This is a genomic window from Arcobacter sp. CECT 8983, assembly GCF_004118855.1.
Taxonomy (GTDB): Bacteria; Campylobacterota; Campylobacteria; order Campylobacterales; family Arcobacteraceae; genus Halarcobacter.
In genome coordinates this window covers 21,838-45,569 of sequence record NZ_PDKF01000007.1, presented here as the reverse complement: position 1 = coordinate 45,569, position 23,732 = coordinate 21,838, and the positions used below count along the sequence as shown (strand labels likewise).

Genomic DNA, 23,732 nt, shown 5'->3' with positions numbered 1-23,732 from the left:
AATGAATGCAAAATTTGTAATATCCTATGATGGAACAAAATTTCAAGGAAGCCAAACCCAACCCAATGGTTTAAGTGTAGAAGATGCACTTTTAAAAGCTTTCAAGGAAATAAATATTAATACGAAAATTGTTCTTAGTGGTAGAACTGATAAAGATGTTCATGCTACAGGACAAGTTTTTAATTGTATTATTCCTTCTTTTTGGCTTGATTTAAAAAAATTAAAAAAAGTACTTAATAAGCATCTACCTTCTTCTATTTGCATAAAATCTATTCAAGAAGTTAATGAAGATTTTCATTCAAGATTTCATGCTAAAAAAAGAGTTTATAGATATTTAGTAACTACAAAAAAACCTACAGTTTTTAGTGCTGATTATATCTCTTATCATAAAAATATAGATGAAGAAAAAATAAAAAAGGCAATAAAGTTTTTTGAAGGTGTTCATGATTTTGAATACTTCCATAAAAAAGGAAGTGATAAGCATAATACAGTAAGAGAAGTTTTTTCTACAAAATTCTATAAATATAAAGATATTTATGTTTTTAATTTTTGTGCAAACTCTTATTTAAGGTCTCAAATTAGACTTATGGTTGGAATACTTCTTAAAATATCTGATGGTAAATTAAGCTGTGAAGACTTAGAAAAACAACTTAAAAAAGAACAACATATATTTAAAACACCAGCCAGTCCTTATGGATTATATTTAGCTAAGGTCTATTACTAATGTTTATAAAAAGAAAATTTTATACTCTTGGTGACATAAAAAAACATCTTATATACACTCCTTTAATCTTTGTATTTATTTCTGCAATTATTTCGATGATAGTTATTGTTTCAGTATTAGAAGTAAAACAAAAAAATGAAGAAAAATTATTAACACAAAAAGAACAATTTGAAAAAAGAAATATTTTAAATCAATATATAAATGACATAAAATTCAAAGCAAATTCATCTTTTGATGGAGAAGAAGTTGCTCTAAATGATGCAGTTACTTCTTTAAGTGGGTTTTTAAAGTACTCAAAAACAAAAGCTGGATTAAATGATATTAAAAGTTTTATTCAAGACCTTGAAAGAGGTAGTAATTTTGAGTTTGTGATTTTTGATAAAGAGAAGTTAAATATTATCTATGGAAAAGAGGTGATAAATTATCTAAGAGTTATTACTGATTCAAAAATTGAAATAACAAGATTTCAAAAACATATGTTAGAAAATATTCTTTATATTGGAGATGATAATTTAATATATTGGATTGATAAAACTAATCATAAAATTAGGCTTAGTTATTTTAAAGATATAAAAAACAAAAACTGGTATCTTGGAGCCTTTTCAAAAATTGATGATATGGAAGACTCTATTAGGAAAGTTATTCTTAACTCAATTGTACAAAAAAGTAAATACTATTCAGATAGCTACTTTTGGTTCTATGATTATAATAAAGGGTATGTATATAATTATTATAATAAAGGACAAAAACTAAATGCTAAATATATTTTAGAACAAGATAGATTTGACAGTTCAAGCGAAGTCTTACGAAAATATATAACTGAAAATGAAGTGAATAAAAGTCATAAAACATACAATTTTACTAAATACAATTTTTTAGTCTCAATAAAAAGTTATACACTACCAAGTAAACTAGCCAATTTAAATTATAAATATAATTCTAAACTATCTGTATCTATTGCTATTGTTATATTAGTAGCACTATTTTTAATTTTAGCTTCTACTGTTTTTACAAAATTTATAAACTCTATCTTCCATAGATACAATAAAAGACTAGAGACTAGAAATAAAATGTATAAGAAATGGAAAGATAGATATGAACTTGCTATTATTGCATCAAATGATGGTCTTTGGGATATCGATTTAGAAACTGACAACATCTTTTTCTCAAAAAAATGGTTAGAGATGTTTGGCTATAAAAAGGGTGAAATAAAAAATTTACATGCTTGGTTAAATATAATTCATCAACAAGATAGACCAATTGTTGAAAATAGATTAAAAACTCACCTTGAAGGTAAGACTGAACATTTCATTAGTGAATATAGAATTAAAAATAAATGGAATGAATATAAATGGGTATTAGTTAGAGGTAAAGCTTTTAGAGATAAAAAGAAAAAACCAAAACGAATGCTTATGATGTCTATGGATATTGAAAGACGAAAAAGACTTTCTAAAGAACTTCAATATGTTGATTTACTAGTTGAATATGGAAGAATTGTTATTTTCAAATGGAAAAATGATGATTTCTTGACTCCTGAATATGTATCTAAATCAATTAGTTCTTTTGGTTATGCTACAAATAATTTTGAAAATAAAAAAGATAGTTTTTTAAATTTTGTTCATAAAGATGATGCTAAAGAGTTACAAAAAGAGCTAAAAGAGTTTATAAAAAAAGATGCAAAATCTTTTACTAAAGTCTTTAGAGTTATTGAAAAAGATGGAACTATTAGATGGGTGTTTAATAGAACAATTTTCTTAAAAGATGATTTTGGAAATGTGACTCATCTTTATGGATATATAACAGATATTACAAAAATGAAATTAACAGAAGAAGAGTTAAAATCAAAAGTAGAAGAAGAGTTAGCCAAAAATATAGAAAAAGATAGACTTTTAGTTCATCAAAGTAAACTAGCAGCTATGGGTGAAATGCTTGGGAATATTGCCCATCAATGGAGACAACCACTTAATAATATTAATCTTTTAACTCACTTTATTAGAGATAATTTTGAGAACTTAAAAAAAGAAGATATAGAAGATATTACTTCAGATACCAAACTTCAAATTGATTATATGTCTCAAACAATTGATGACTTTAGAAACTTCTATCAGCCAACAAAAGATAAGGCTAGCTTTAATATAAAAGATTCAATAAACTCTTGTGTAAAAATAGTTGAAACACAATTAGAAAAAACTAATATGGATGTTGAAGTTCTTGGGGAAAGTATAGAAATTGTAAGTTATAAAAATGAGTTTCAGCAAGTTATTTTAAATATTTTAAATAATGCAAATGATGCTGCTGAGATAAAAAATAGCAAAGAAAACTTCCAAGCAAAAACAAAAATAGAGATAATAAAAGAAAAAAATAATGTAAAGATTCTATTACAAAACAACTGTGGCGAAGTAGAAACTGAAGTTATGGATAGAATGTTTGAACCATATTTTACTACAAAATTCGAAGACCAAGGTACCGGAATAGGGCTATATATGGCAAAGACAATTATTGAAAAGAATATGAATGGTAACATAAATGTTAAAAATATTGACGATGGTGTAGTTTTTACTATTATTTTACCACTTTAAGGCTATAATAAAATAATTAATTGCGTGGGAAGAATAATGAAAAATTATAAAACTAGAGTGTTATTAGTTGAAGATGAAGATGTAGCAAGAAAGACCTTATCTTTTTATCTTAATACTATTTTTGATGAAGTAGTTGTTGCTTGTGACGGACAAGAGGCAAGTAAAATCTTTAAAAAGGATTTTGATGAAGATAGAACTTTTGATTTAGTTTTAACTGATTTAAAAATGCCTAATAAAGATGGAATGTCTATGATTGATGATATTAGAGAGTTAGTTCCAAATCAAAGATTTATTATAGTAAGTGCTCATAAAAATGAAGACGACTTATTAAAATTAATCAACTTAAGAGTTCTAGGATATTTTGTAAAACCTTTAAATATTGATAATATGATGGAAATGCTAAAAAAAGCTAAAGAAGAAGTTTTAGCTGATAATGCAGTATTAAATACACAAGAAACATTAATTCCTTTAAATAAAAGATATACTTATGATATAAAAACAAATAAATTATATAATCAAGAATCAATAGTAAAACTTTCTAAAAAAGAGTTAGATATCTTAAAAGTTCTAATTGATAATTTAGGGGAAGTTGTTCCTGTAGAAAAATTTAAGCAAGATGTATGGAATGATATAAATACAAATGATTCTGCTTTTAGAACAGTAATGAAAAGATTAAAAGATAAAGTTAAAGATGATGACTTTATTATTTCTCATAAAGGTTATGGATACATAATCGAAAAACAACTAAAAAAATAAAAAGAAGCAACTTTATTTAATAAAGTTGTTCTCTTTATAATACTTAATTGCTCCATCATGTAAAGGAGCACTTAATCCTTCAAGTAAAGACTCTTTTGTTATATATCTATATACTGGATGTAACTTTTTAAATTTTTCAAAATTTTCTAATATAGCTTTTACTAAAGTATAAACTGCTTTACTACTTACATCTGAACTTGTAATTAAAACAGCTTTTGAACCAAAGGTAGCAGTTGCAGTAGAAACTCCATTATATAAAGAAGCTGGAATACTTCCTTTTACATAAAAAGGGTTTTTTTCAATAAATTTATCAATCTCTTTTCCCTCTATTGGAACTAGCTTTATATTAGAAGAACTTGCAGCATCTTTTATATTTGCTGTAGGATGTCCTACCATATAAAAATAACCATCAATTCTATCTTCTCTTAATGCATCAGGAGCTTCACCAACTTTCAATTTTCCAACATATGCAAGTTCAGATTTTTTGATATTTAAATGGTTTAATAAATATGAAACTGTAGTTTCATTTCCGCTTCCAAGATTTCCTATGTTGATTCTTTTATTTTTTATATCATATATTGAGTTTATATTTGAATCTTTTTTTACTATAAGAGAAAGAAGTTCAGGATAAATAGCCATTACTGATCTTAATTTCTTCATGGGATTTTTTTTAAAACTTTTTTTCCCTTCTATTGCATGATAAACTGCATCTGATTGGGCAATACCAAAATCTAAGTCACCCATGCTAATTGCATTTATATTATAAACAGAGCCACCAGTTGCTTCAACAGAACATCTAATTCTTGTTTCTTTTTTATATTTATTTACTAATCTACAAATTGCTCCACCTGTTGGATAATATGTTCCTGTAATACTTCCAGTACCAATTGTAACAAACTCAGCAGCAGCAAATAGTGATATTTTAACTGATAATAGGGCAAAAATAGCAATTATCTTTTTCATTTAAACTCTTTAAAATTATTTATTTAATTATAGTTACTTTAACTTTATACCAAACTAAAGTGGCAAAAAAAGGGGTATCCAGAAAAATTAGCACTTTTATGAATCTTTTGCTAAAAAGAACTTGACATTTACTCACTCATATAGTATAATATTTTTAGCAGTTTGAGAATTCAAGTGCTAAAAGTGAGTAAATTATGATTGATAAAAAAGAGTATTTATTACATTCAATAATAAAAGCATACATTGAACATTTAGAACCAATTGGTTCTACACAATTAAAATCAATGTATGATATTGCTTACTCTCCTGCAACGATTAGAGGATATTTTAAGAAGTTAGGAGAAGAAGGTTTTTTAGCCCAAGAGCATGTGAGTTCAGGTAGAACTCCAACCACTGAGGCTTTAAAACAATATTGGAGTAATAAATTAGATTTTAAACTTGATTTTGTAGATGAAAAAGCAATTGAGTATTTCTCAAAAGAGCTTGGAATCACAGTTTTTGTTCAAGAACAAAAGTCAGATACTTTAAATGACATTTTAAATGTTGAAAATAGGTATATGATTTTAGAGTTTAGTTCTTTTGCAATTACAGTTAAATATTCTGATGCACTGTATAGATTTTTAAATGATATGCAAGGTTTAGAGTTGGTTCACATTGTGAATATCTCAAAACAAGTTGGGGCATATGAAATCTATGAAAAAGTAAGTCAACATTTACAAAACAAAAATTTTCATATTTATAATACTAAAGAGTTTTTCTCTTTATCATTGAAATATAATTATGATGAAAAAAGTATTAATGGATTTTTAAAAGGAAGAATTCTTGATTCTTTAGAAGAAGGAATTTATTTTGATAATATTATTCCACAAGGCTATATAGCTGTTTGTCATAGTTGTAAAATTGAAAATAAAAATATAAAAATGTTAGTAGTTGGTGAGTTATCAAAGGACTATGAGTATTTTTATAACAAAATAAATATGAGTTAGGAGATATATTTTGAGTGAAAATAAAGAAGAATTAAACGAAGAGCAAGTAAATCAAGAGGAAGTTGAGCAAACTGTTGAAGAACAAGAGCAAACTTGTGAAAATCAAGATGAATCTTGTGAGGCAAAAGAGTTAACTGCTGAAGAAAAGATTGCAGAGCTTGAAGCAAAATTAAAAGAGTCTGAAGACAAATACTTTAGAGTTCATGCAGATTTTGAAAATATTAAAAAGAGATTAGAAAAAGAGAAATATCAAGCAATTGATTATGCTTCTGAAAAATTTGCAAAAGATTTATTAATGCCAATTGATACTTTAGAAATGGCACTTGCAGCAGAAGAAGCAGCAAAAGAGCTTCCAGCAGAAGAGCTACTTGCTAAGTTAAAAGAAGGTGTTGAATTAACAATTAAAAACTTCTACACAGCATTTGAGAAGCATGATATCTCAATAATTGAAACAGATGGTGAGTTTGATCCAAACTTCCATGATGCAGTAATGCAAGTAGATAGTGAAGACCATAAAACAGGTGAAATCGTTCAAGTGATGCAAAAAGGTTATAAGTTTAAAGATAGACTTCTAAGAGCATCAATGGTTAGTATCGCAAATTAGTCCAAAAGTTTTCTTTTGGAATATTTTTGCGTTGGACTTCATAATTTAACAAAGTCATTTACTCTAAGTAAACTCTTTCGTTAAATTAATTGTCCTCCTTTAACTATCCTCAAAATAAAACTTTTGAGTGATATGTAGGTGATTGACCGTAACGTCTCTAAACTAAAAGATAAATTAGATAAAAGATAAAAAACTTTGAAGGCAACCAAAGCAAACTTCTGTTTGCTCTTTAGATTGGTTCTTAGCTTGAATTTATTTCAAGCGCTAAAGAACATCAAAAGATTAGGTTCCTTCATTTTATAAAATAAAATTAAGGATTTAATATGAGTAAAGTAATTGGTATTGATTTAGGTACAACAAACTCTTGTATGGCAGTTTATGAAGGTGGTGAAGCTAAAGTTATTCCTAATAAAGAAGGAAAAAATACAACTCCATCAATTGTTGCTTTCACTGATAAAGGTGAAGTATTAGTTGGTGACCCAGCAAAAAGACAAGCTATTACAAACCCAGAAAAAACTATTTATTCTGTAAAAAGAATTATGGGTCTTATGATGGACGAAGAGAATGCTAAAGAAGCACAAGAAAAAGTAGGTTACAAAATCGTTAATAGAAACGGTGCAGCAGCAGTTGAAATTGCTGATAAAGTTTATACTCCACAAGAAATTTCTGCAAAAATCTTAGGAAAATTAAAAGCTGATGCAGAAGAGTATTTAGGTGCTCCTGTAACTGACGCAGTTATTACTGTTCCAGCATACTTCAATGATGCACAAAGAAAAGCAACTCAAGAAGCGGGTACTATTGCTGGTCTTAACGTATTAAGAATTATCAATGAGCCAACTGCTGCTTCATTAGCATATGGACTTGATAAAAAAGGTGAAGAGAAAGTATTAGTATACGATTTAGGTGGTGGTACATTTGACGTTACTGTTCTTGAAATTGGTGATGGAACATTTGAAGTACTTTCAACTGATGGTAATGCATTCTTAGGTGGTGATGACTTCGATAACGCTATTATTGATTGGTTAGCAAAAGAGTTCAAAGACGAAAATGGATTTGATATCAAAACAGATAAAATGGCATTACAAAGATTAAAAGATGCTGCTGAAAATGCTAAAAAAGAGTTATCTTCTGCTGAATCAACAGAAATTAACTTACCATTTATCTCTATGGGTAATGCTGGACCAGTTCACTTAGTTAAATCATTAACTAGAGCAAAATTTGAATCTATGACTGAGCACTTAATTGCTGAGACTTTAGAGCACATTAAAACTGCAATGAAAGATGCTGGATTAGATAAAAATGAAATCGAAGAAGTAATCATGGTTGGTGGTTCTACAAGATTACCAAAAGCTAACCAAGTAGTTAAAGAGTACTTTGGAAAAGATTTAAATAAAGGTGTAAACCCTGATGAAGTTGTTGCTGCTGGTGCTGCTGTTCAAGCTGGTGTATTAAGAGGAGATGTAAAAGATGTATTATTACTAGATGTTACTCCTTTATCATTAGGTATTGAAACTCTTGGTGGAGTTATGACTAAACTGATTGAAAAAGGTACTACAATTCCTGTTAAAAAATCACAAGTATTCTCTACAGCAGAAGACAATCAACCAGCTGTATCAATTCACGTAGGTCAAGGTGAAAGAGAATTTGCTAAAGATAACAAATCTTTAGGTATGTTTGAATTATCTGATATCCCAGCAGCTCCAAGAGGTGTTCCTCAAATTGAAGTAACATTTGATATTGATGCAAATGGGGTTTTAAATGTATCTGCTAAAGATAAAGGTACTGGAAAAGAGAATAAAATTACTATTTCTGGTTCGTCTGGATTATCTGATGAAGAAATTGAAAAAATGGTAAATGAAGCAGAAGCAAATAAAGAAGCAGATGCAAAAAGAAAAGAAGTAATTGAAGTAAGAAATCAAGCAGATGCATTATTACACTCAACTAAGAAAACTTTAGAAGAAAATGAAAGTGCAGTTTCTGAAGAAGAGAAAAAAGCTATTATTGATGCAGCAGCAGCTTTAGAGGAAACTCTAAAAGATGAAAATGCAACAAAAGAGCAAATTGAAGAAAAAGTAAAAGCTTTAACAGAAGTTTCTCATAAGTTAGCAGAAGCTATGTATAAAAAAGAAGGTGGTGATCAAGCAGGTGCTGGTGCACAACCAAATAAAAAAGCTAAGAAAGACGATGACGATGTTATCGATGCAGAAGTAGAGTAATCTCTACTTCATGCAAACTCTAATATTTTTACTATTAACTTTTTTAATAGTAATCTTCTCTGTTTTACTCTATTTTAAAAACAAACACTCAAGGGTAGATAAACTAAATAAAGGTATTTGTCCTTCTTGTGGAGACAAAGCTAAAACCTTTTATGATGAAAGAACACGAAGCACTTTTAAAGTAGATGTTATTTCTGCTAGAATACTAAAAAATCATGGTTGTTCTGGGGTTAATGATATTGAATATACTTGCAAAACATGTGGACTAAAAGAGGTCTATTCCCTAAGCGCATCATCTAATTGTTCTATGTAATCTTTTATTAACTTTTAGATGTTAGAATTCCAAAAACTTAGTAGGACTTCAAAGCATGAAAACAATAATTCTTTCTATTTCTCTTTTAATTCTATTCTTTACAGGATGTTCTCAAAAAGAGCCTTTAAAACTTGAAAAATTAAATAAAATATCAAAAGCAAAAGTTTTAAAAGTAGATTTAAATACTATTGAAGGTTTTTATGAAGATGATTTAAACTATGCCTTAGAAGTATTTAAAAAAGATTGTAAAAGAGCAAAAAGATATGAACTCTTTAAAGAAGCTTGCTCAAAAGCCAATGACTACACAAATGGTTCAAAATTTTTCACTGAAAACTTTGTTGCTTATGAACTTTATAATAATAATGAAACAAACACTGGTGTAATCACAGGTTATTATGAACCTTTATTAAAAGGTAGTTTAATAAAAAGTGAAAAATACAAATACCCAATTTATAAAACACCAAAAGACATGTATATTGTTGATTTATCTTCAGTTTACCCAGAGCTTAAAAAATATAGATTAAGAGGAAAACTAAAAGGTAATAAAATAATTCCTTATGATGATAGAGAAGCTATTAATGAAAGGGATGATTTAGAAGCTATTTGTTATGTAGATGATAGATTTGATTTGTTTTTCTTACATATTCAAGGTTCTGGAAAAGTTCAACTAGAAACAGGGGAAATTTTAAATGTAGGTTATGCAAACCAAAATGGGCATAAATACAAAGGAATAGGTGGAATGCTTTTACAAGAAGGTGTTTTACAAGGTTATGGAGCTTCAATGCAAGGTATTAAAGCTTATTTGCAAGATAATCCCCAAAGAGTTGATGAGGTTTTATATGCAAATGAAAGTTATATTTTCTTCTCAAAAAGAAGCCAAGGGGCAACTGGAGCATTAGGAACTGAATTAACACCGGGAAGAAATCTAGCTGTTGATAGAAAATATATTCCTTTAGGAATGCCTGTATTTATCAATACAAAAAATTCAGTAACACAAGAGAAAATAAATAGACTTATGGTTGCAGCAGATGTTGGTGGAGCAATTAAAGGTGAAATTAGAGCTGATTTCTTTTATGGAAGTGGAAATCATGCAGAGCTTTATGCAGGTGGCATGAAAGAACAAGGAAGGCTTACAATCCTTGTTCCTAAAGAGTTTGTACCAAGTAATAATAAAAATTAATTATTTACTTGGCTAACTACAGCATCCTGAACCACAACATGAAGATGGAGCTTCTTGTCTAAAATCAATAACAAAATTGTTTCCATGTTCTACTAAATCAAATTCATGTTTTTTGCAAAATTCTAAATTCATTTGGTTTTTCATTTGAATTGCTTTACTTAAAGCATCGTCTTTTGAGTTAAATTCTAAGTTGTTTTGTAAATCACTTCTTTTAAAGCAACCACACTCTTTTTCTACAATAACTTTATGCATTAAAAGTTCTCCCTATAATATTTTTTTGAAGATTATCAAAAAAAAATTTAAATAGACTTATAATAATCATTTATAAAATTGCTTTAAAAAATCAAGTATAATTTAGATAAAATATATATATTACACTAGACAAGGGCAAAAATGCATATTACAAATATTATCTCTCAATACTTTGGAAAGTTTGCAAAAACAGAGTTTCCATCATTTATTCAAAAATTTATTAATAAAGTATATGTGAAAAGTATGAAGTTAGATATGAGTGAATTTAGAAATGAAAAATTTTATAAATCGCTAAATGATCTTTTTACAAGAGAATTATCAATTGCAAGACAAATAAATGAAGATGAAAATGTATTTATTTCTCCAACAGATAGTTTAATTACTCAAGCAGGAGATGTAAAAGGAGATTTAGCTTTACAAATCAAAGGAATGGAATACTCTTTTGAAGAGCTTTTAACTTATAATTGCGCAAATAATTTTGAAAAACTTGTAGATGGTAAATATATGAATTTTTATTTATCACCAAGGGATTACCATAGATATCATTCACCTTGTGATTTTGAAGTTAAAAGATTGATTCATGTTCCAGGAAAACTTTATCCAGTAAACTTAAAATATTTAAATAAACAAATAGATTTATTCGCAGAGAATGAAAGAGTTATTTTAGAGTGTATTCATGAAGACAAACTATTTTATATGGTTTTTGTAGGAGCACTAAATGTTGGTCAAATGGTATTTGAATTTGAACCAAAAGTTGAGACTAATACAAAAATCAGAGATATACAAATTTATGAATATGAAGATAAAATAATTAAAAAAGGTGACTGCCTTGGTTATTTTAAAATGGGTTCTACTGTAGTAATGTTTTGGGAAAAAGGATTTGTTGAATTAGAAAGTTTAATAGGTCAATCTATAAAATATGGGCAAAAAATTTGCCAAAAAAACTAATACAATAAATACTTTATTATAAAAAAGGTTACTGAATATGAAAAATAAGATTTTCTTAAAAGTAGGCGCAATTTTTATTCTTATTATCTCAGTATATCTATTTTTTATAACATTTATTATTTCACCCAAAATAACAGAATATCTATTTAATTTTGAAAAAAATCAAGTTAAATCACAACTTGAAAAAATATCTTATATTGTAAATTCAAAAAAAGAACAAATAAATGAGTTTGAAACCTTCAAAGAAAAAGAGTACAGACAAAAAATAAGAGATCTTTCTTATTTTGCTTATAATATCTTTGAAGACTATTATAAAGAATATGAAGAAAATAGCTACTCAAAAGAAGAAGTATTAAAAAAAGCCTTTTCTATTATTTCTAAAATCAATTATTCTGATGAAGCTTATTTATATATTATTGATCTTAAAGGTAATGTTTTATTTCATCCAACAAAAAGCAATATTGGAAGAAATATTTATGACTTGAAAGATGCCAAGGGTAAAGTGTTTGCTCCTACAATAATAAAAAATGCAATAGAAGAAAAAGAGACTTATAGTAGTTATTCTTGGAAAAAACTAAACTCAGATATAGTTTCAGAAAAGATTGTGCACAGTATTTATTTTGAGCCTTTTGATATTATAATATCTTCAACTACTGCTAAATCAAATATTCAAATGGAAATAAATGCTCAAAAAGAAAAAGCAATCCAAAAGCTTACGCCTTTAATTGAAACTCTTTTTATGGAAGGACATGGAGATATATTTATCATGGATGAAGAGCTTAGAGTTATCGCTCATCCAAATAAATCATTTATTGGAGACTCTTTAGCATTAGGCAAATATGGTAAATATCTTAATGTTTCTAAGCTAGCAAAAGAGCTTAAAGAAGCTTCTTTAAGCAAAGAAGTCTGGAAATATACTTGGAATACAAAAGAAGACCCAGAAAACTTTATTTATGAAAAACTTGCTTGGGTAGAACATAATGATTTTTTTGGTTGGTATATAGTTTCTTCTGTTTATAAAAAAGATTTAGAGAAAAAAGTCGAAGAAATTGATTCAATGTTAATTACTTTATCAGTAATTCTACTTCTAATCGTACTTTTTATAGCAATAGTATTTTTACAAAAACTTTTAAAACCTATTAAAGACTTATCAGAAAATGCAAGGTTAGTAGAAGAAGGAAATTTAGAAGTAAGAACAATAGTTCAAAGTAATGATGAATTAGGTGTTTTAGCAAATCACTTTAATAGAATGCTAGATTCAATTCAAGAAAATACAAAAAATCTAGAAGAAAAAATTGAAGAAAGAACAGAAGAACTTAGAAAAAGACTTTATTATGATGATTTAACAGGTTTAGAAAATAGAGAGTGTTTAATTGAAAGTATCAAAGATGAAGAGTTTGTTGCAATAAACTTTATAGATATAAATAATTTTGATGATATAAACGAACTTTATGGTTTTCAAATAGGAAATGAACTATTAATTAAAATAACTAAAAGACTACAGGATTTTGCAAAAGAACATGGATTAAGTTTATATCGAGTAAATGGGGATATTTTTGCTTTAAAAGATACAAATATTGTTAGATTTTTAGCCTATGAAAAAATGATAGATAAAATACATGAATTATTTATTAAAGAGTTTAAAATAGAAGGGTTAGGTGTAGATTTATACCTATCAGTTACAGTTGGTACTTCAATTTCTCAAACCCAACCTGTAAAATGCGCAAATACTGCTTTAAACAAAGCAAAACAAACTTCACAACGAACTGTTGTTTATAATAAAAATATTGATGTAAAAGAAAATATCAAAAAAATGATGCACTGGAAAGATAAGATTAAAAATGCAATAGAAAATGATAATGTAATTCCATTTTTTCAACCAATATTTAATAAAGATGAAAAATTAATTAAGTATGAAACTCTTATGAGGATAAAAGATACTGTAGATGGAAAAGAACATTTTTTAGCTCCTGGGAACTTTTTCGATGTAGCAATTAAAACAAAACAGTATTTTAAATTAAATCAAATAGTTATTAAAAAAGCCTTTGATAATTTAGATAAAATAGCAGAAATTGTATCTGTAAATATCAGTTTTTCCGATATATTAAACTTAGATTTTATGGATTTCATTGAAAAAGAAGTAAAGCTTTTAAGCAAAGAACAAAGGCAAAGAGTTGTTTTTGAGATACTTGAAAGTGACTTTATTTCAGACCATAAAGTGTTAGATGATTTTATATTAACTTTTAGAGAAAAGGGTATAAAATTTGCAATAGATGATTTTGGAACAGGATATTCTAACTTTACTCATGTTTTAAATATAAAACCAGAATATATAAAAATTGATGGTTCTTTAATTAAAAATATAGATAAAGATCAAACCTCTTATGAAATGGTAAAATCAATAATTGATTTTTGCAAATCTTTAAACATAATTGTAGTTGTTGAGTTTATTCATAATGAAATAGTTTATAAAATACTTCAAGAACTAGGTGCTGATGAGTATCAAGGTTTTTATTTAGGTGAACCAGCACCTCTTTTTTAACTAAATAAAAGTTATTTTTAGTAAAATTTATAAAATTAAAAAAAGGATTACACATGGCAACTACAGAATTAGGAACTCTTCCTTTAAATGGAACAAAAAAAGGTATTATCTCTATTTCAAATGTTTCTGAACCATATGGTAAGGGAACGCCAGATGTTGTAAGTATTGGTATCTCATTAAACGGAAAAGATATTGAGTGGAAGTCACATATTCCCTATGCAAATTTAGATGATGTAATTGAGATTTTACAAGAAGCAAGTGCAAAGAAAAAAGAAGAAGAGGAGTAATCTCTTCTTTGCACATATTAATTAAAAACTGTTTGTTTATTATGGTCTAACCAATTAGCCATACCACCTTCTAAATGTGCAATATTTGTATATCCATGATTTTGTATTAAAAAATCTCCCACAACTCTTGTTCTATTTGCATGAGCACAGATTAAAACAACTAATTGATCTTTTGATTTAACTAATTTTTCAAATTGAGATAGCCATGTTGGTACATCACAGTTTCCAAACATATCAAAGAAAGTCATTTTGTGTGAATTCTTGATAATTCCCGTATGCTTAAATTCATCTTCTCTTCTAATATCAATCATTATTACATCTTCATTTATCAGTTTTTCAACTTCATCTACAGGTAAATCAATAATTTCACTCATTAGTATTCCTTATAATTAATAATTAAAATAATAACTAATAAATATCAAATATTTTATAATATTTAATTATAATTCGAAAATATAAGAAAGTTATAATCCATATATAAACAAATACTTCACATAAATTGATTATAATGTCAATAATATTTAAATAAGGTAATACTATAGATGAAAAAAATACTATTATTAATGCTTATGGTTGTGTATGCTTTTTCTATTCAAAGGTCATTTTTAGAGCCACAAGATGCATTTAAAGTAAAACTAGAAGAGCAACAAGATAAAATTGTTGCAAATATAAAACTTGGTAAAGATATATATCTTTATGATGAGCAATTAAAAGTTCTAATTACAAAACCAGAAAAAAAAGAGATAACTTCCAAACTTAATATGCCAAAACCAGAACAGTATGATGAGTTTATTGTTCACTTTAATGAAATCTCTATAGATATTCCTTTTTCAGTATTAAAACAAGAAATAAAATCAGATAATTATGAAATTCAATTAAATTTCCAAGGTTGTTCAAAAGCAGGACTTTGTTATGCACCAATGAGTGAAACTATTTCTGTAAATTTAGCTTCAAAATTAGAGACTACAAAAAATGAAGAAGTTAAAAAAGAAGTAGCTACTAATAAAACAGTAGAAAGTGAAAATATTTCTGAGAGCGATTCAATTGTAAATGCACTTAAAGATAAAAGTGCAATCTTAGTATTAGCTACTTTCTTTGGCTTTGGACTTTTATTATCATTAACTCCTTGTGTTTTCCCAATGATTCCTATTCTTTCATCTATTATAGTAAAAGCAAGTGATAGTGAAAAATTAACAGCTTCAAAAGGTTTCTTTTTATCTTTAGTTTATGTTTTAGCAATGGCTTTAGCATACACAATTGCAGGAGTTATAGCAGGGCTATTTGGTGCAAATTTACAAGTTGCTTTACAAAATCCATATGTATTGGTTTCATTTGCATTTATTTTTGTAGTATTGGCTTTCTCTATGTTTGGATACTTTAAATTAGAGTTGCCACAAAGTTTACAAACAAAAGTAAATAAAACAACAGAAGGAAAAGAAAAACAAGGTGTCTTTGGTGTTGCTGTGATGGGATTCCTTTCAGCACTTGTAGTTGGTCCTTGTGTAGCACCACCACTTGCTGCAGCTTTAGTTTACATTGGTCAAACAGGTGATGCTATATTAGGTGGAGCTGCTTTATTTGTAATGAGTTTAGGTATGGGAGTTCCTCTACTTTTAATAGGACTTGGAGCTGGTAAGTTTATGCCAAAACCAGGTGGTTGGATGGAACAAGTTACAAAAGTATTTGGTATTGTAATGCTTGCAATTGCAGTTTGGATGCTAGATAGAGTTCTAAATCCTACGTTAATAATGTATTTATGGGCATTATTATTCCTAGGAGCGGGACTGTTTATCAAAACTTTTGAACATATTTTAGTGAAACTTTTAGCAGTAGTATTACTTATTTATGGAGCAGCGACATTCATTGGAGCAATAAGTGGTGCAACAAATGTTTTAAAACCTCTTGAAAAGTTCACTTCTTCAAAAGTTGTATCAACATATTCTACTGATTTGAATTATATAAAAATTAAGAATCTTGAAGAATTAGATCAAGAAATAAAAGCTTCAACTAAGCCAGTTATGCTTGATTTTTGGGCTGAGTGGTGTGTATCTTGTAAAGAGTTAGATAATATTACTTTTCAAGATGAAAAGGTTTTAAAAGTACTTGAAGGGTTTACTATTTTAAAAGCTGATGTTACAAAAAATACAGATGATGATAAAGCTTTAATGAAAAAATTCCAAGTATTTGGACCACCAGCTTTAATCTTCTTTGATGAAAATAATCAAGAAATGAAAGCAGCTAAAATAATCGGATATAAAAATCCACAAGAGTTTTTAGAAGTTATAAACAAAAACTTTAAATAATTCTAAAATAAATAAAACTATATTTTGTTATACTTCCTTAATAATTTTTAGGAAGTATAATGGAATTATTCTTTTCGACATTTTTAAAGATGTTCTTTATTATGACACCATTTTTTGTGTTATCAGTTTTTTTAACAGTTACAAGTGATGCAAGCTCTTCTCAGAAAAGAGCATTAGCTATTAAAGTAACACTATCAGTTATTATAATTAGTTTAATACTGCTTTATTTTGGTAAATATATTTTTGCAGTATTTGGTATCACTTTAGATGCCTTTAGAATTGGAGCAGGGGCTTTATTATTTCTTTCAGCAGTAGAGTTAATCAAAGGAAATAAAGATACTCAAAAAGTAGAACAAAAAGATATCGAAGAATTAGCTGTTGTACCTCTTTCTATTCCAATTACAATTGGTCCTGGAACTATTGGGGTTTTACTTGTAATGGGTGCTGGTTTTAATACAAATGGCTCTATGGTTTTAGGAAGTCTTGCTCTTATATGTGCAATTGTAGTTATAGGAATAATGCTTTATTCATCTTCTATTATTGAAAGATTAGTTGGAAAACAAGGACTTCTTGTAATCTCAAAAATCACTGGACTTTTTTTAGCAGCCTTATCTGCTCAAATTGTATTTACGGGAATAAAGAACTTTTTAGGTTTGTAGATGTTTGATTTTAGAAGTGAAGTTAACTTTTTAAAGCCAGATATACAAATTGATTTTAATGAAGTATGTGATGAAAGTACTTGTTATCAATCTCTTTTATCACAGCTTGAACAACGATATAAAATCAAGAAAACAAATATCGAGCTTTTTAATGGCTTCTCTTCTTCTATTTATTCACTTCTAAAATATTTAAACTCAAAATTTTGTTATATCTATTCTCCTTGTAACTTGGAGTATAAACAAGCTTCAAATAACTTAGGTTATGAAACAAGGTTAATTAATAGATTTGAAAATATATTTTTGCCAATCAAAGATGATAGTGTAGTAGTTTTTATGAATCCTTCTTTTCTAGATGGAACTTTTTATGAGCTTGATAAACTTTTTGAGTATTGGGCAAGTAAAAATGCGAAAATTATTATAGATGAAACATTAATTGATTTTTGTGGAAAAAGCTCATGTATAAAATATCTAGCAGATTTTGAAAATCTATTTATAGTAAAAGATTTAAGTAAATTCTACGCAAGAAAGAATCTAAATATTGCAACAGTTTTTGCAAATGAAAAGAGTATTGAAAACTTACGGAAATATGAACCTGAAAATAAGATATCAAGCTTTGAAATAAAGTATTTAGAAGAGGCTTTAAAAGATAAAAAATTTGCAACTATAACAAACTCAATATATATCAAAAATAGAATAGAGTTAGAAAAAATACTTCAAGAACATAAATTTGTAGAGTCTATGTTTCAAAGTAATTCTAACTCACTTTTAATAAGACTTAAAGATATTGACTCAAATGAGTTTAAAAAGCAAATCCAAAAATATGGAGTTATGATAAATTCTTGTTTAGAGTATGATTTTATAGATGAGTATTTTGTAAGCTTCTATGTGGGATCTTTAAATAATATAAAAGGCTTAAAAAAGGCATTAAATGCTTTTTGATAGTAAGTTAGCAAATAAAATTGCAGTTATAGTTTCAGTACTATTTTTTGCTATTTTGATAACCTTTTTATTTAAATCATTTTTTATAGTTAAAAATCAATTCATAAGTATAGATGGAGCAACTTATGTAAATCAAGTTAGACAAGATTATTACACTAAAAGACTCTCAAATTTTCTTACAAAAAATTGTTTAGGAAATGAGCTTTGTGAAGTACAATCAATGCTTGATTTTGTGACAAGAATTCCTTATAAAGTGAATAAAAGTGTAGCTAGAAGTCCCAAACATGTAGTAGATCAAAACTTTGGAGACTGTGATGATAAGTCAAACTTGCTTATCTCACTACTTAAAACAAAAGGCTATGAATCATATTTTGTATTTGTACCAAAGCATGTTTTTGTAATAGTAAAATTAAATGAAAAGTTAGCAAATAAAAAAGCTCTTTATGTAAATGCGCAAGCTTATTATAAACTAGAAACAACAGCAACAAACTCTAAAATAGGATTTCCTTTGAAGTATAAATTAGAAGAGATAGAAGCGATAATTGATCCCTTTAAGAATAAGAAGTTGGTAATAGAAAGTTTGGAGTACAAATAAAAGAACAATTTGTAAGCATCTTCTTCGTTGCTAATTATTTTTCTTTCAATCACTTACTTTAAGTAAGTTCAATCAAGAAAAACAATCAGCGCCTTGAATCTACACACAACTAGTTCTTTTATTTTTATATTGTAAAATATTATATACGAAATAAAAAAGAAGAAATATGGCAAATCAAAAAGTTTTAGAAGAGTATTTAGTAGGTAGCGAAAATAGTTATTTAAGAAGTGATGATAACAATGGCAAGGTAATCATGCTATCAGGAAAATGGGGAAGTGGTAAGACTCATTTTTGGCAAGAAAAGATTGCTACTGAAGAATTAAAAAAAGAGTTAAAAAAGAAACGAGAAGTTTATTCATATATTAGCCTTTATGGTAAAAGCTCAATTGAAGAGATAGAAAATGATATTTTTTCACAAGTTTACTATGATGCAATTGGTGGGAAGAACTTTGTAACTAACGGTTTTTCAACTTTTACAAAAAGAATGAAAAGATTTGGTTCAAAGAAAATTGCAAATGGTTTAAGAGAAGAACAAGAAGATAATATAGAAAGAGTTGCTTTATCAAGATTAAACAATGGTGGAATAATTTGTTTTGATGATTTTGAAAGAAAATCAAAAGAGATAGACCTAAATGACCTTTTTGGTTTTATTACACAACTATCTTTAAACTTTGGGTGTAAGATAGTGATTATCCTAAACGATGATGTATTTGAAGGAAAAGAGAAAGATATTTTCTCAAATGTAAAAGAGAAAACTGTATCAAAATACTTGTACTATAATCCAAGTATAGAAGAGTTGTTTAATTTAATATTTGATAGTAAAGAAAAGTATAAAGACTTAGAAAAGCATAGAGAGCTAATACTTAAAACAATAGAAGAAACAGAAGAACTAAATGCAAGAATATATATTCAAGTATTAGATAATCTTTTAGAGTGGATAGAAAAAAGTGATATTGGAAAAAGTGAAAGCTTTATTAAATATTTTATATTAGTAAATATAAATTTCATATTGAATCACCATATATTCTATGCATATATCAAAGATAAAGATATAAAAGGAATTCAAGCTAATCTTGAACTTGATTATTCAAAAATAGTAGGTAATAATCCAGATGAACTAAATTTTTCTATAAATTCTAATATTTCATTAATAGATAGATTATCTTCATATATAAATGAGGCTGATAATATAGTTCATTTAAAGAATATTGTTGCCATAGAAGAAAGAGAAAGAAATAAAAAATCAGATTATGCTGATAATAGTGCAGAAATTCAAGATTTTATAGAAGACTATAAAAATTTAGTGAAGAGTTTTATTTATTTTAAAAAATTAGATTTTGATAGTTTAATAGAAAGTAAAAATGAAGCAGAAAGAGATATTTTTAATAAAATAAGCAACTTCATAGAAACAGGTATTTTAATCAAGGATGAAAATAAATGATAGCAGTTATTCAAAGAGTAAAATCTTCATCTGTAAAAGTAGAGGATAAAATAGTAGGGCAAATAAAACAAGGATTAAATATCTTACTTGGAGTTAAAAAAGGTGATACAAAAGAGGACATTCAAAAGCTAGTAAACAAAATAGTAAATCTTAGAATCTTCCAAGATGAAAATGACAAGATGAACTTATCACTTTTAGATGTACAGGGAGAAGCTTTGATTATCTCTCAGTTTACCCTTGCAGGAAATATCAAAAAAGGAAGACGACCTAGTTTTGATGCAAGTGAAAATCCCCAAATAGCAAATGAATATTATGAAGAGTTTAAAGTTACAGTTGCAAATCAAGGTATAAAAGTACAAAGCGGAGTATTTGGAGCATATATGGATGTAAGTATTCAAAATGATGGTCCAGTTACATTTATAATAGATAGTAAAGAGTTAAATTGAAAACTATAATTATAACTGGCGCTTCAAATGGTATTGGAAGAGCATTAGCCAAAGCTTTAAGAAAAAAATACAAGATTATAAATATAGATATTCAGAAAAATGATATAAAAGGTGTAGAGTTTTATTCATGTGATTTGAGTTCAAAAAAAGAGCTTTTAGAAACTATTAAAAATATAAAAAATAACCATGATAATATTTATGCGCTTATAAATAATGCTGGAATATTTACACACAAACCTTTAAAAGAGCAAACTATTAAAGAGTGGAATAAAATTTTAAATACAAATTTAAGAGCACCGTATATACTATCAAAAAAGTTTGCAAAAAGATTAAAAAAATCAAAAGGGCATATTATAAATATTTCTTCTACAAGAGCTATTATGTCTGAAAAGGGAACAGAGGCTTATAGTGCTTCAAAAGGAGGCATAAGTTCTTTGACTCATGCTTTAGCAAACTCTTTATCAAAAGAGATAAAAGTAAACTCTATTAGTCCTGGGTGGATAAATACAAGTAAAGAGTATATTCCAACAAAAGAAGATAAGGAACAACACTTATCAGGAAGAGTTGGAAGTGTAAAAGATATAGTTGATGTAGTAAAGTTTTTATTAGAAAATAGAGGTTTTATAACAGGTAGTAATTTTACTATTGATGGTGGAATGACAAAAAAAATGATATATATTTAAGAAGAGAAAATGACATATAAACAGTGGTATTTAGAGCATGGAAACAAACATGCAAAGATAATGGAAAAGCTAAAAGACAAAACTAAAGATGAGGTTATAGCATATTTCAAATTTGAAAATATGGTAAAAAATGAACCTGACTTTTGTCCTTTGTACAAAGACAATAAAAAGTGTCATGATTATGATGAGTTAAACTGTTACTTCTGTGCCTGTCCTAACTTTAGGTTTGATGATGATGGGGTAAAAAAACAAGAAGGAAAAACCTTGTATTCCTATTGTAGCATTGATTCAAAAGATGGTGCCCAGTTTGAAGGGGAAGATTATATCCATCAAAACTGCGCAGGATGTTTAGTCCCACACAAAGAAAGGTATATTAAAAAGAATTTTAATAGAAACTGGTTTGAGGCAATGAAAAATGTTAATCTATCAAAATAGAAAAGATGTTTTTGCCTTTATTGTGATTGTAAACTAATTTAAATTCATGTAAATTTGCAATAGTTTTTACAATATATAAACCTAAACCAAAACCATCACTTCTTTTCTCTTCTTGAGAAAAAGGTTCTGTGTAGTATTCAAGACTCTCTTTTAAAGGTTCACCTTCTGAAATAATATCTACTCTATGTTTGTTCGCATTTAATATTGCATGTGAATTTGGTGAAAACTTTATTGCATTGTCAATGAGGTTTTTAAGAGCTACAGAAAGCATTCCTGTATCTGCATTTAGATTAAAGTCTTTTATTTTAGAACTTATTTTATCAGGACTTAAAAGAGCTATGTCTAAAGTCTTTGTATAGATTTTGAAAAATGAAGTTAGTTCTTTATACACAAAAGTGTTACTTGAAGTTAGTTTCTCAACCATTGCAAGTTCTTTGATGATATCGTCCATACGATGAAAGGCTTTTTGAAGCATATCTCTTTTTCTCTCATCTTCTAAAGTCTCTGCTATAAACATGGCTTTTGTAATTGGTGTTTTTAGTTCATGCATCATATTACGCATAAATAAATCTTTTGATTTTCTTTGATTGTTTATATGAGTTAATGCTTCATCAAAAGTTTTTGCAATAGTTCCTATTTCATCACTACTATTTGATTTGATTTTTACATTAAAATTGCCTTCTGAGAATTTCTTAATCTCTTTATTTAGTCTTCTAAGAGGCTTTAGTTTTCTTTTTAAAATATAATATAGTAAAAAAAGTACACCAAGAGAAATAGCAATAGCAAGGGAAATAATCATGAGATTATAGGTATAACTTTGAGTATCTTTTATCATCAAGTTATAACCATCTCTTTGAACATAAATATATAAAATGTCATCTAAGCTAATAATTCTATACACTCCATCAAGAGTATCTCTTAAAATCAAGGGTTTTCCATTGTTTATGATTTTTAGTTTTAGTTCTTTTTTATCAACTTGAACCATTTTAAACTGTTCAATAATAAACTTCACACCAGCATTGTTAGGCTTACTTTCAAGTGATTTAAGTATATTTTCTGCTACAAGTTCATATTTTTTTTGCATAGTGATATTGTATCTTTGCTTATCAAGCTTTATAAAAATCGCAAAGGTAATAGAAACAGCAATTAAAGCCAAAATAAAAATAGTATTGATAAAAGCAGAGATAGAAATATTTCGAATCATACTAGTTGATAACCAATTCCACGTACTGATTTTATATATGTTTTAGAGTCATCTATTTTAGCTATTTTTGTTCTTATTCTTGAAATCATAACATCAATATTTTTTAAACTGCTGTCATCTTCAATATGGTCACTAGTATAGATAAAATCTTCTCTTGCAATAACTGCACCATTTCTTTGAATAAGAAGTCTTAAAATATCATATTCTGCAAGAGTAAGATTAAGTGATTCATCTTTAAAAATGATTTGCATATCATCTTCTTTTAGTATGAAGTCACTTTTTTTCTCTTCTTCTTTTTTCTTTTCAGTTCCACCAATTCTTTTTAAAATAGCTTTGATTCTAGCTTGAAGTTCCCTTGGATTATATGGTTTAGGAAGATAATCATCTGCTCCTCTTTCTAGTCCCATTACTTTATCAAGGATATCATCCCTTGCACTTGAAATAATAATAGGAATATCAGATTTTTCTCTAATTTTAGGAATAACTTCCAATCCGTCTATTTCCGGCAAAGTAAGGTCTAATATAACTAATTCATATTTTTTTAGATTTAACATAGATAGCCCATTATATGGGCTATCTGTATTTGTTACTTCAATGTCTTGTGAGGCTAAATACTCTGTGATGATTTGAGCTAGTTCTAAATCATCTTCTATCATTAGTACTTGTATTATAGGAAA

General features: G+C 27.4%; 24 protein-coding genes. 19 read left to right on the top strand and 5 right to left on the bottom strand.

Annotated elements, in window-relative coordinates:
- The first annotated feature begins 1 nt into the window (after nt 1).
- Genes truA through CRV01_RS08380 form a run of 3 tightly spaced genes read left to right on the top strand, consistent with a single transcriptional unit; the run spans nt 2 to nt 4,059 of the window.
- Nucleotides 2-724, top strand: a complete 723-nt coding sequence (gene truA / locus CRV01_RS08390; RefSeq protein WP_129007761.1) for a tRNA pseudouridine(38-40) synthase TruA — start codon at nt 2-4, stop codon at nt 722-724.
- Nucleotides 724-3,303: a PAS domain-containing sensor histidine kinase gene (locus CRV01_RS08385; RefSeq protein ID WP_129007760.1), complete on the top strand. Its 2,580-nt coding sequence runs from the start codon at nt 724-726 to the stop codon at nt 3,301-3,303. Before truA ends, CRV01_RS08385 begins: the two co-directional genes overlap by 1 nt.
- Nucleotides 3,304-3,339: 36 nt before the next feature.
- A complete protein-coding gene (locus CRV01_RS08380; RefSeq protein WP_129007759.1) occupies nt 3,340-4,059 on the top strand; it encodes a response regulator transcription factor in 720 nt (239 codons plus the stop codon).
- A 12-nt stretch (nt 4,060-4,071) separates the two neighbouring features.
- Here the strand turns inward: CRV01_RS08380 and CRV01_RS08375 are convergent, their stop codons facing one another.
- Nucleotides 4,072-5,022 (bottom strand): TAXI family TRAP transporter solute-binding subunit, encoded by a 951-nt coding sequence (locus CRV01_RS08375; RefSeq protein WP_129007758.1) that lies wholly within the window; start codon nt 5,020-5,022, stop codon nt 4,072-4,074.
- A 194-nt stretch (nt 5,023-5,216) separates the two neighbouring features.
- Between CRV01_RS08375 and CRV01_RS08370 the strand changes: the two genes are divergently transcribed.
- From CRV01_RS08370 to CRV01_RS08350, 5 genes are all read left to right on the top strand, one after another.
- On the top strand, nt 5,217-6,008 hold the full coding sequence (locus CRV01_RS08370; RefSeq protein WP_129007757.1) for a heat-shock protein: 792 nt from the start codon (nt 5,217-5,219) through the stop codon (nt 6,006-6,008).
- Between the two features lie 10 nt (nt 6,009-6,018).
- Entirely contained in the window at nt 6,019-6,612 is a 594-nt protein-coding gene (grpE, locus tag CRV01_RS08365; protein WP_129007756.1) for a nucleotide exchange factor GrpE, read from the top strand.
- A 323-nt stretch (nt 6,613-6,935) separates the two neighbouring features.
- Entirely contained in the window at nt 6,936-8,828 is a 1,893-nt protein-coding gene (gene dnaK / locus CRV01_RS08360; protein ID WP_129007755.1) for a molecular chaperone DnaK, read from the top strand.
- 10 nt (nt 8,829-8,838) lie between these two features.
- A complete protein-coding gene (locus tag CRV01_RS08355; RefSeq protein ID WP_129007754.1) occupies nt 8,839-9,141 on the top strand; it encodes a hypothetical protein in 303 nt (100 codons plus the stop codon).
- A 55-nt stretch (nt 9,142-9,196) separates the two neighbouring features.
- Nucleotides 9,197-10,321, top strand: a complete 1,125-nt coding sequence (locus tag CRV01_RS08350) for a murein transglycosylase A (RefSeq protein WP_129007753.1) — start codon at nt 9,197-9,199, stop codon at nt 10,319-10,321.
- Between the two features lie 12 nt (nt 10,322-10,333).
- On the opposite strand, the gene CRV01_RS08345 is transcribed toward CRV01_RS08350, so the two are convergent.
- Complete coding sequence (locus CRV01_RS08345; RefSeq protein ID WP_129007752.1) at nt 10,334-10,573, bottom strand: hypothetical protein; 240 nt, start codon at nt 10,571-10,573, stop codon at nt 10,334-10,336.
- 141 nt (nt 10,574-10,714) lie between these two features.
- Between CRV01_RS08345 and CRV01_RS08340 the strand changes: the two genes are divergently transcribed.
- The 3 genes from CRV01_RS08340 to CRV01_RS08330 are packed head-to-tail and all read left to right on the top strand — an operon-like array spanning nt 10,715 to nt 14,350.
- Complete coding sequence (locus tag CRV01_RS08340) at nt 10,715-11,521, top strand: phosphatidylserine decarboxylase (RefSeq protein ID WP_129007751.1); 807 nt, start codon at nt 10,715-10,717, stop codon at nt 11,519-11,521.
- A 37-nt stretch (nt 11,522-11,558) separates the two neighbouring features.
- The gene (locus tag CRV01_RS08335) at nt 11,559-14,063 is read left to right on the top strand and encodes an EAL domain-containing protein (RefSeq protein ID WP_129007750.1); all 2,505 of its coding nucleotides are present in this window, start codon (nt 11,559-11,561) and stop codon (nt 14,061-14,063) included.
- 53 nt (nt 14,064-14,116) lie between these two features.
- Nucleotides 14,117-14,350 carry a hypothetical protein gene (locus tag CRV01_RS08330; protein ID WP_129007749.1) on the top strand — a complete coding sequence of 78 codons (234 nt, stop codon included), beginning with the start codon at nt 14,117-14,119 and terminating at the stop codon, nt 14,348-14,350.
- A gap of 17 nt (nt 14,351-14,367) precedes the next feature.
- Here the strand turns inward: CRV01_RS08330 and CRV01_RS08325 are convergent, their stop codons facing one another.
- Complete coding sequence (locus tag CRV01_RS08325; protein ID WP_129007748.1) at nt 14,368-14,724, bottom strand: rhodanese-like domain-containing protein; 357 nt, start codon at nt 14,722-14,724, stop codon at nt 14,368-14,370.
- 168 nt (nt 14,725-14,892) lie between these two features.
- Here CRV01_RS08325 and dsbD point away from each other — a divergent pair, with 168 nt between their 5' ends.
- From dsbD to CRV01_RS08285, 8 genes are all read left to right on the top strand, one after another.
- Nucleotides 14,893-16,653 (top strand): protein-disulfide reductase DsbD, encoded by a 1,761-nt coding sequence (dsbD, locus tag CRV01_RS08320; protein ID WP_129007747.1) that lies wholly within the window; start codon nt 14,893-14,895, stop codon nt 16,651-16,653.
- Between the two features lie 59 nt (nt 16,654-16,712).
- Nucleotides 16,713-17,312 (top strand): MarC family protein, encoded by a 600-nt coding sequence (locus CRV01_RS08315; RefSeq protein ID WP_129007746.1) that lies wholly within the window; start codon nt 16,713-16,715, stop codon nt 17,310-17,312.
- Entirely contained in the window at nt 17,313-18,251 is a 939-nt protein-coding gene (locus CRV01_RS08310) for an aminotransferase class I/II-fold pyridoxal phosphate-dependent enzyme (RefSeq protein WP_129007745.1), read from the top strand. It begins immediately after the preceding gene.
- On the top strand, nt 18,241-18,846 hold the full coding sequence (locus tag CRV01_RS08305) for a hypothetical protein (protein WP_129007744.1): 606 nt from the start codon (nt 18,241-18,243) through the stop codon (nt 18,844-18,846). The genes CRV01_RS08310 and CRV01_RS08305 overlap by 11 nt, the downstream gene beginning before the upstream one ends.
- Nucleotides 18,847-19,012: 166 nt before the next feature.
- Nucleotides 19,013-20,287 carry a P-loop NTPase fold protein gene (locus tag CRV01_RS08300; RefSeq protein WP_129007743.1) on the top strand — a complete coding sequence of 425 codons (1,275 nt, stop codon included), beginning with the start codon at nt 19,013-19,015 and terminating at the stop codon, nt 20,285-20,287.
- Complete coding sequence (gene dtd / locus CRV01_RS08295) at nt 20,284-20,733, top strand: D-aminoacyl-tRNA deacylase (RefSeq protein ID WP_129007742.1); 450 nt, start codon at nt 20,284-20,286, stop codon at nt 20,731-20,733. The genes CRV01_RS08300 and dtd overlap by 4 nt, the downstream gene beginning before the upstream one ends.
- Nucleotides 20,730-21,416: an SDR family oxidoreductase gene (locus CRV01_RS08290; RefSeq protein ID WP_129007741.1), complete on the top strand. Its 687-nt coding sequence runs from the start codon at nt 20,730-20,732 to the stop codon at nt 21,414-21,416. The genes dtd and CRV01_RS08290 overlap by 4 nt, the downstream gene beginning before the upstream one ends.
- A 9-nt stretch (nt 21,417-21,425) precedes the next feature.
- On the top strand, nt 21,426-21,851 hold the full coding sequence (locus CRV01_RS08285; RefSeq protein WP_129007740.1) for a hypothetical protein: 426 nt from the start codon (nt 21,426-21,428) through the stop codon (nt 21,849-21,851).
- Here the strand turns inward: CRV01_RS08285 and CRV01_RS08280 are convergent.
- Entirely contained in the window at nt 21,835-23,055 is a 1,221-nt protein-coding gene (locus CRV01_RS08280) for an ArsS family sensor histidine kinase (RefSeq protein WP_129007739.1), read from the bottom strand. The two genes, CRV01_RS08285 and CRV01_RS08280, sit on opposite strands and share 17 nt — an antisense overlap.
- The gene (locus CRV01_RS08275) at nt 23,052-23,726 is read right to left on the bottom strand and encodes a response regulator transcription factor (RefSeq protein ID WP_258238372.1); all 675 of its coding nucleotides are present in this window, start codon (nt 23,724-23,726) and stop codon (nt 23,052-23,054) included. Before CRV01_RS08275 ends, CRV01_RS08280 begins: the two co-directional genes overlap by 4 nt.
- Nucleotides 23,727-23,732: the final 6 nt, after the last annotated feature.

What these genes read in the sequence shown, in the direction of transcription:
- truA (WP_129007761.1), top strand. Translation starts at nt 2, where the DNA reads ATGAATGCAAAATTTGTAATATCCTATGATGGAACAAAATTTCAAGGA.
- CRV01_RS08385 (WP_129007760.1), top strand. Translation starts at nt 724, where the DNA reads ATGTTTATAAAAAGAAAATTTTATACTCTTGGTGACATAAAAAAACAT.
- CRV01_RS08380 (WP_129007759.1), top strand. Translation starts at nt 3,340, where the DNA reads ATGAAAAATTATAAAACTAGAGTGTTATTAGTTGAAGATGAAGATGTA.
- CRV01_RS08375 (WP_129007758.1), bottom strand. Translation starts at nt 5,022, where the DNA reads ATGAAAAAGATAATTGCTATTTTTGCCCTATTATCAGTTAAAATATCA.
- CRV01_RS08370 (WP_129007757.1), top strand. Translation starts at nt 5,217, where the DNA reads ATGATTGATAAAAAAGAGTATTTATTACATTCAATAATAAAAGCATAC.
- dnaK (WP_129007755.1), top strand. Translation starts at nt 6,936, where the DNA reads ATGAGTAAAGTAATTGGTATTGATTTAGGTACAACAAACTCTTGTATG.
- CRV01_RS08355 (WP_129007754.1), top strand. Translation starts at nt 8,839, where the DNA reads ATGCAAACTCTAATATTTTTACTATTAACTTTTTTAATAGTAATCTTC.
- CRV01_RS08350 (WP_129007753.1), top strand. Translation starts at nt 9,197, where the DNA reads ATGAAAACAATAATTCTTTCTATTTCTCTTTTAATTCTATTCTTTACA.
- CRV01_RS08345 (WP_129007752.1), bottom strand. Translation starts at nt 10,573, where the DNA reads ATGCATAAAGTTATTGTAGAAAAAGAGTGTGGTTGCTTTAAAAGAAGT.
- CRV01_RS08340 (WP_129007751.1), top strand. Translation starts at nt 10,715, where the DNA reads ATGCATATTACAAATATTATCTCTCAATACTTTGGAAAGTTTGCAAAA.
- CRV01_RS08335 (WP_129007750.1), top strand. Translation starts at nt 11,559, where the DNA reads ATGAAAAATAAGATTTTCTTAAAAGTAGGCGCAATTTTTATTCTTATT.
- CRV01_RS08330 (WP_129007749.1), top strand. Translation starts at nt 14,117, where the DNA reads ATGGCAACTACAGAATTAGGAACTCTTCCTTTAAATGGAACAAAAAAA.
- CRV01_RS08325 (WP_129007748.1), bottom strand. Translation starts at nt 14,724, where the DNA reads ATGAGTGAAATTATTGATTTACCTGTAGATGAAGTTGAAAAACTGATA.
- dsbD (WP_129007747.1), top strand. Translation starts at nt 14,893, where the DNA reads ATGAAAAAAATACTATTATTAATGCTTATGGTTGTGTATGCTTTTTCT.
- CRV01_RS08315 (WP_129007746.1), top strand. Translation starts at nt 16,713, where the DNA reads ATGGAATTATTCTTTTCGACATTTTTAAAGATGTTCTTTATTATGACA.
- CRV01_RS08310 (WP_129007745.1), top strand. Translation starts at nt 17,313, where the DNA reads ATGTTTGATTTTAGAAGTGAAGTTAACTTTTTAAAGCCAGATATACAA.
- CRV01_RS08305 (WP_129007744.1), top strand. Translation starts at nt 18,241, where the DNA reads ATGCTTTTTGATAGTAAGTTAGCAAATAAAATTGCAGTTATAGTTTCA.
- CRV01_RS08300 (WP_129007743.1), top strand. Translation starts at nt 19,013, where the DNA reads ATGGCAAATCAAAAAGTTTTAGAAGAGTATTTAGTAGGTAGCGAAAAT.
- dtd (WP_129007742.1), top strand. Translation starts at nt 20,284, where the DNA reads ATGATAGCAGTTATTCAAAGAGTAAAATCTTCATCTGTAAAAGTAGAG.
- CRV01_RS08285 (WP_129007740.1), top strand. Translation starts at nt 21,426, where the DNA reads ATGACATATAAACAGTGGTATTTAGAGCATGGAAACAAACATGCAAAG.
- CRV01_RS08280 (WP_129007739.1), bottom strand. Translation starts at nt 23,055, where the DNA reads ATGATTCGAAATATTTCTATCTCTGCTTTTATCAATACTATTTTTATT.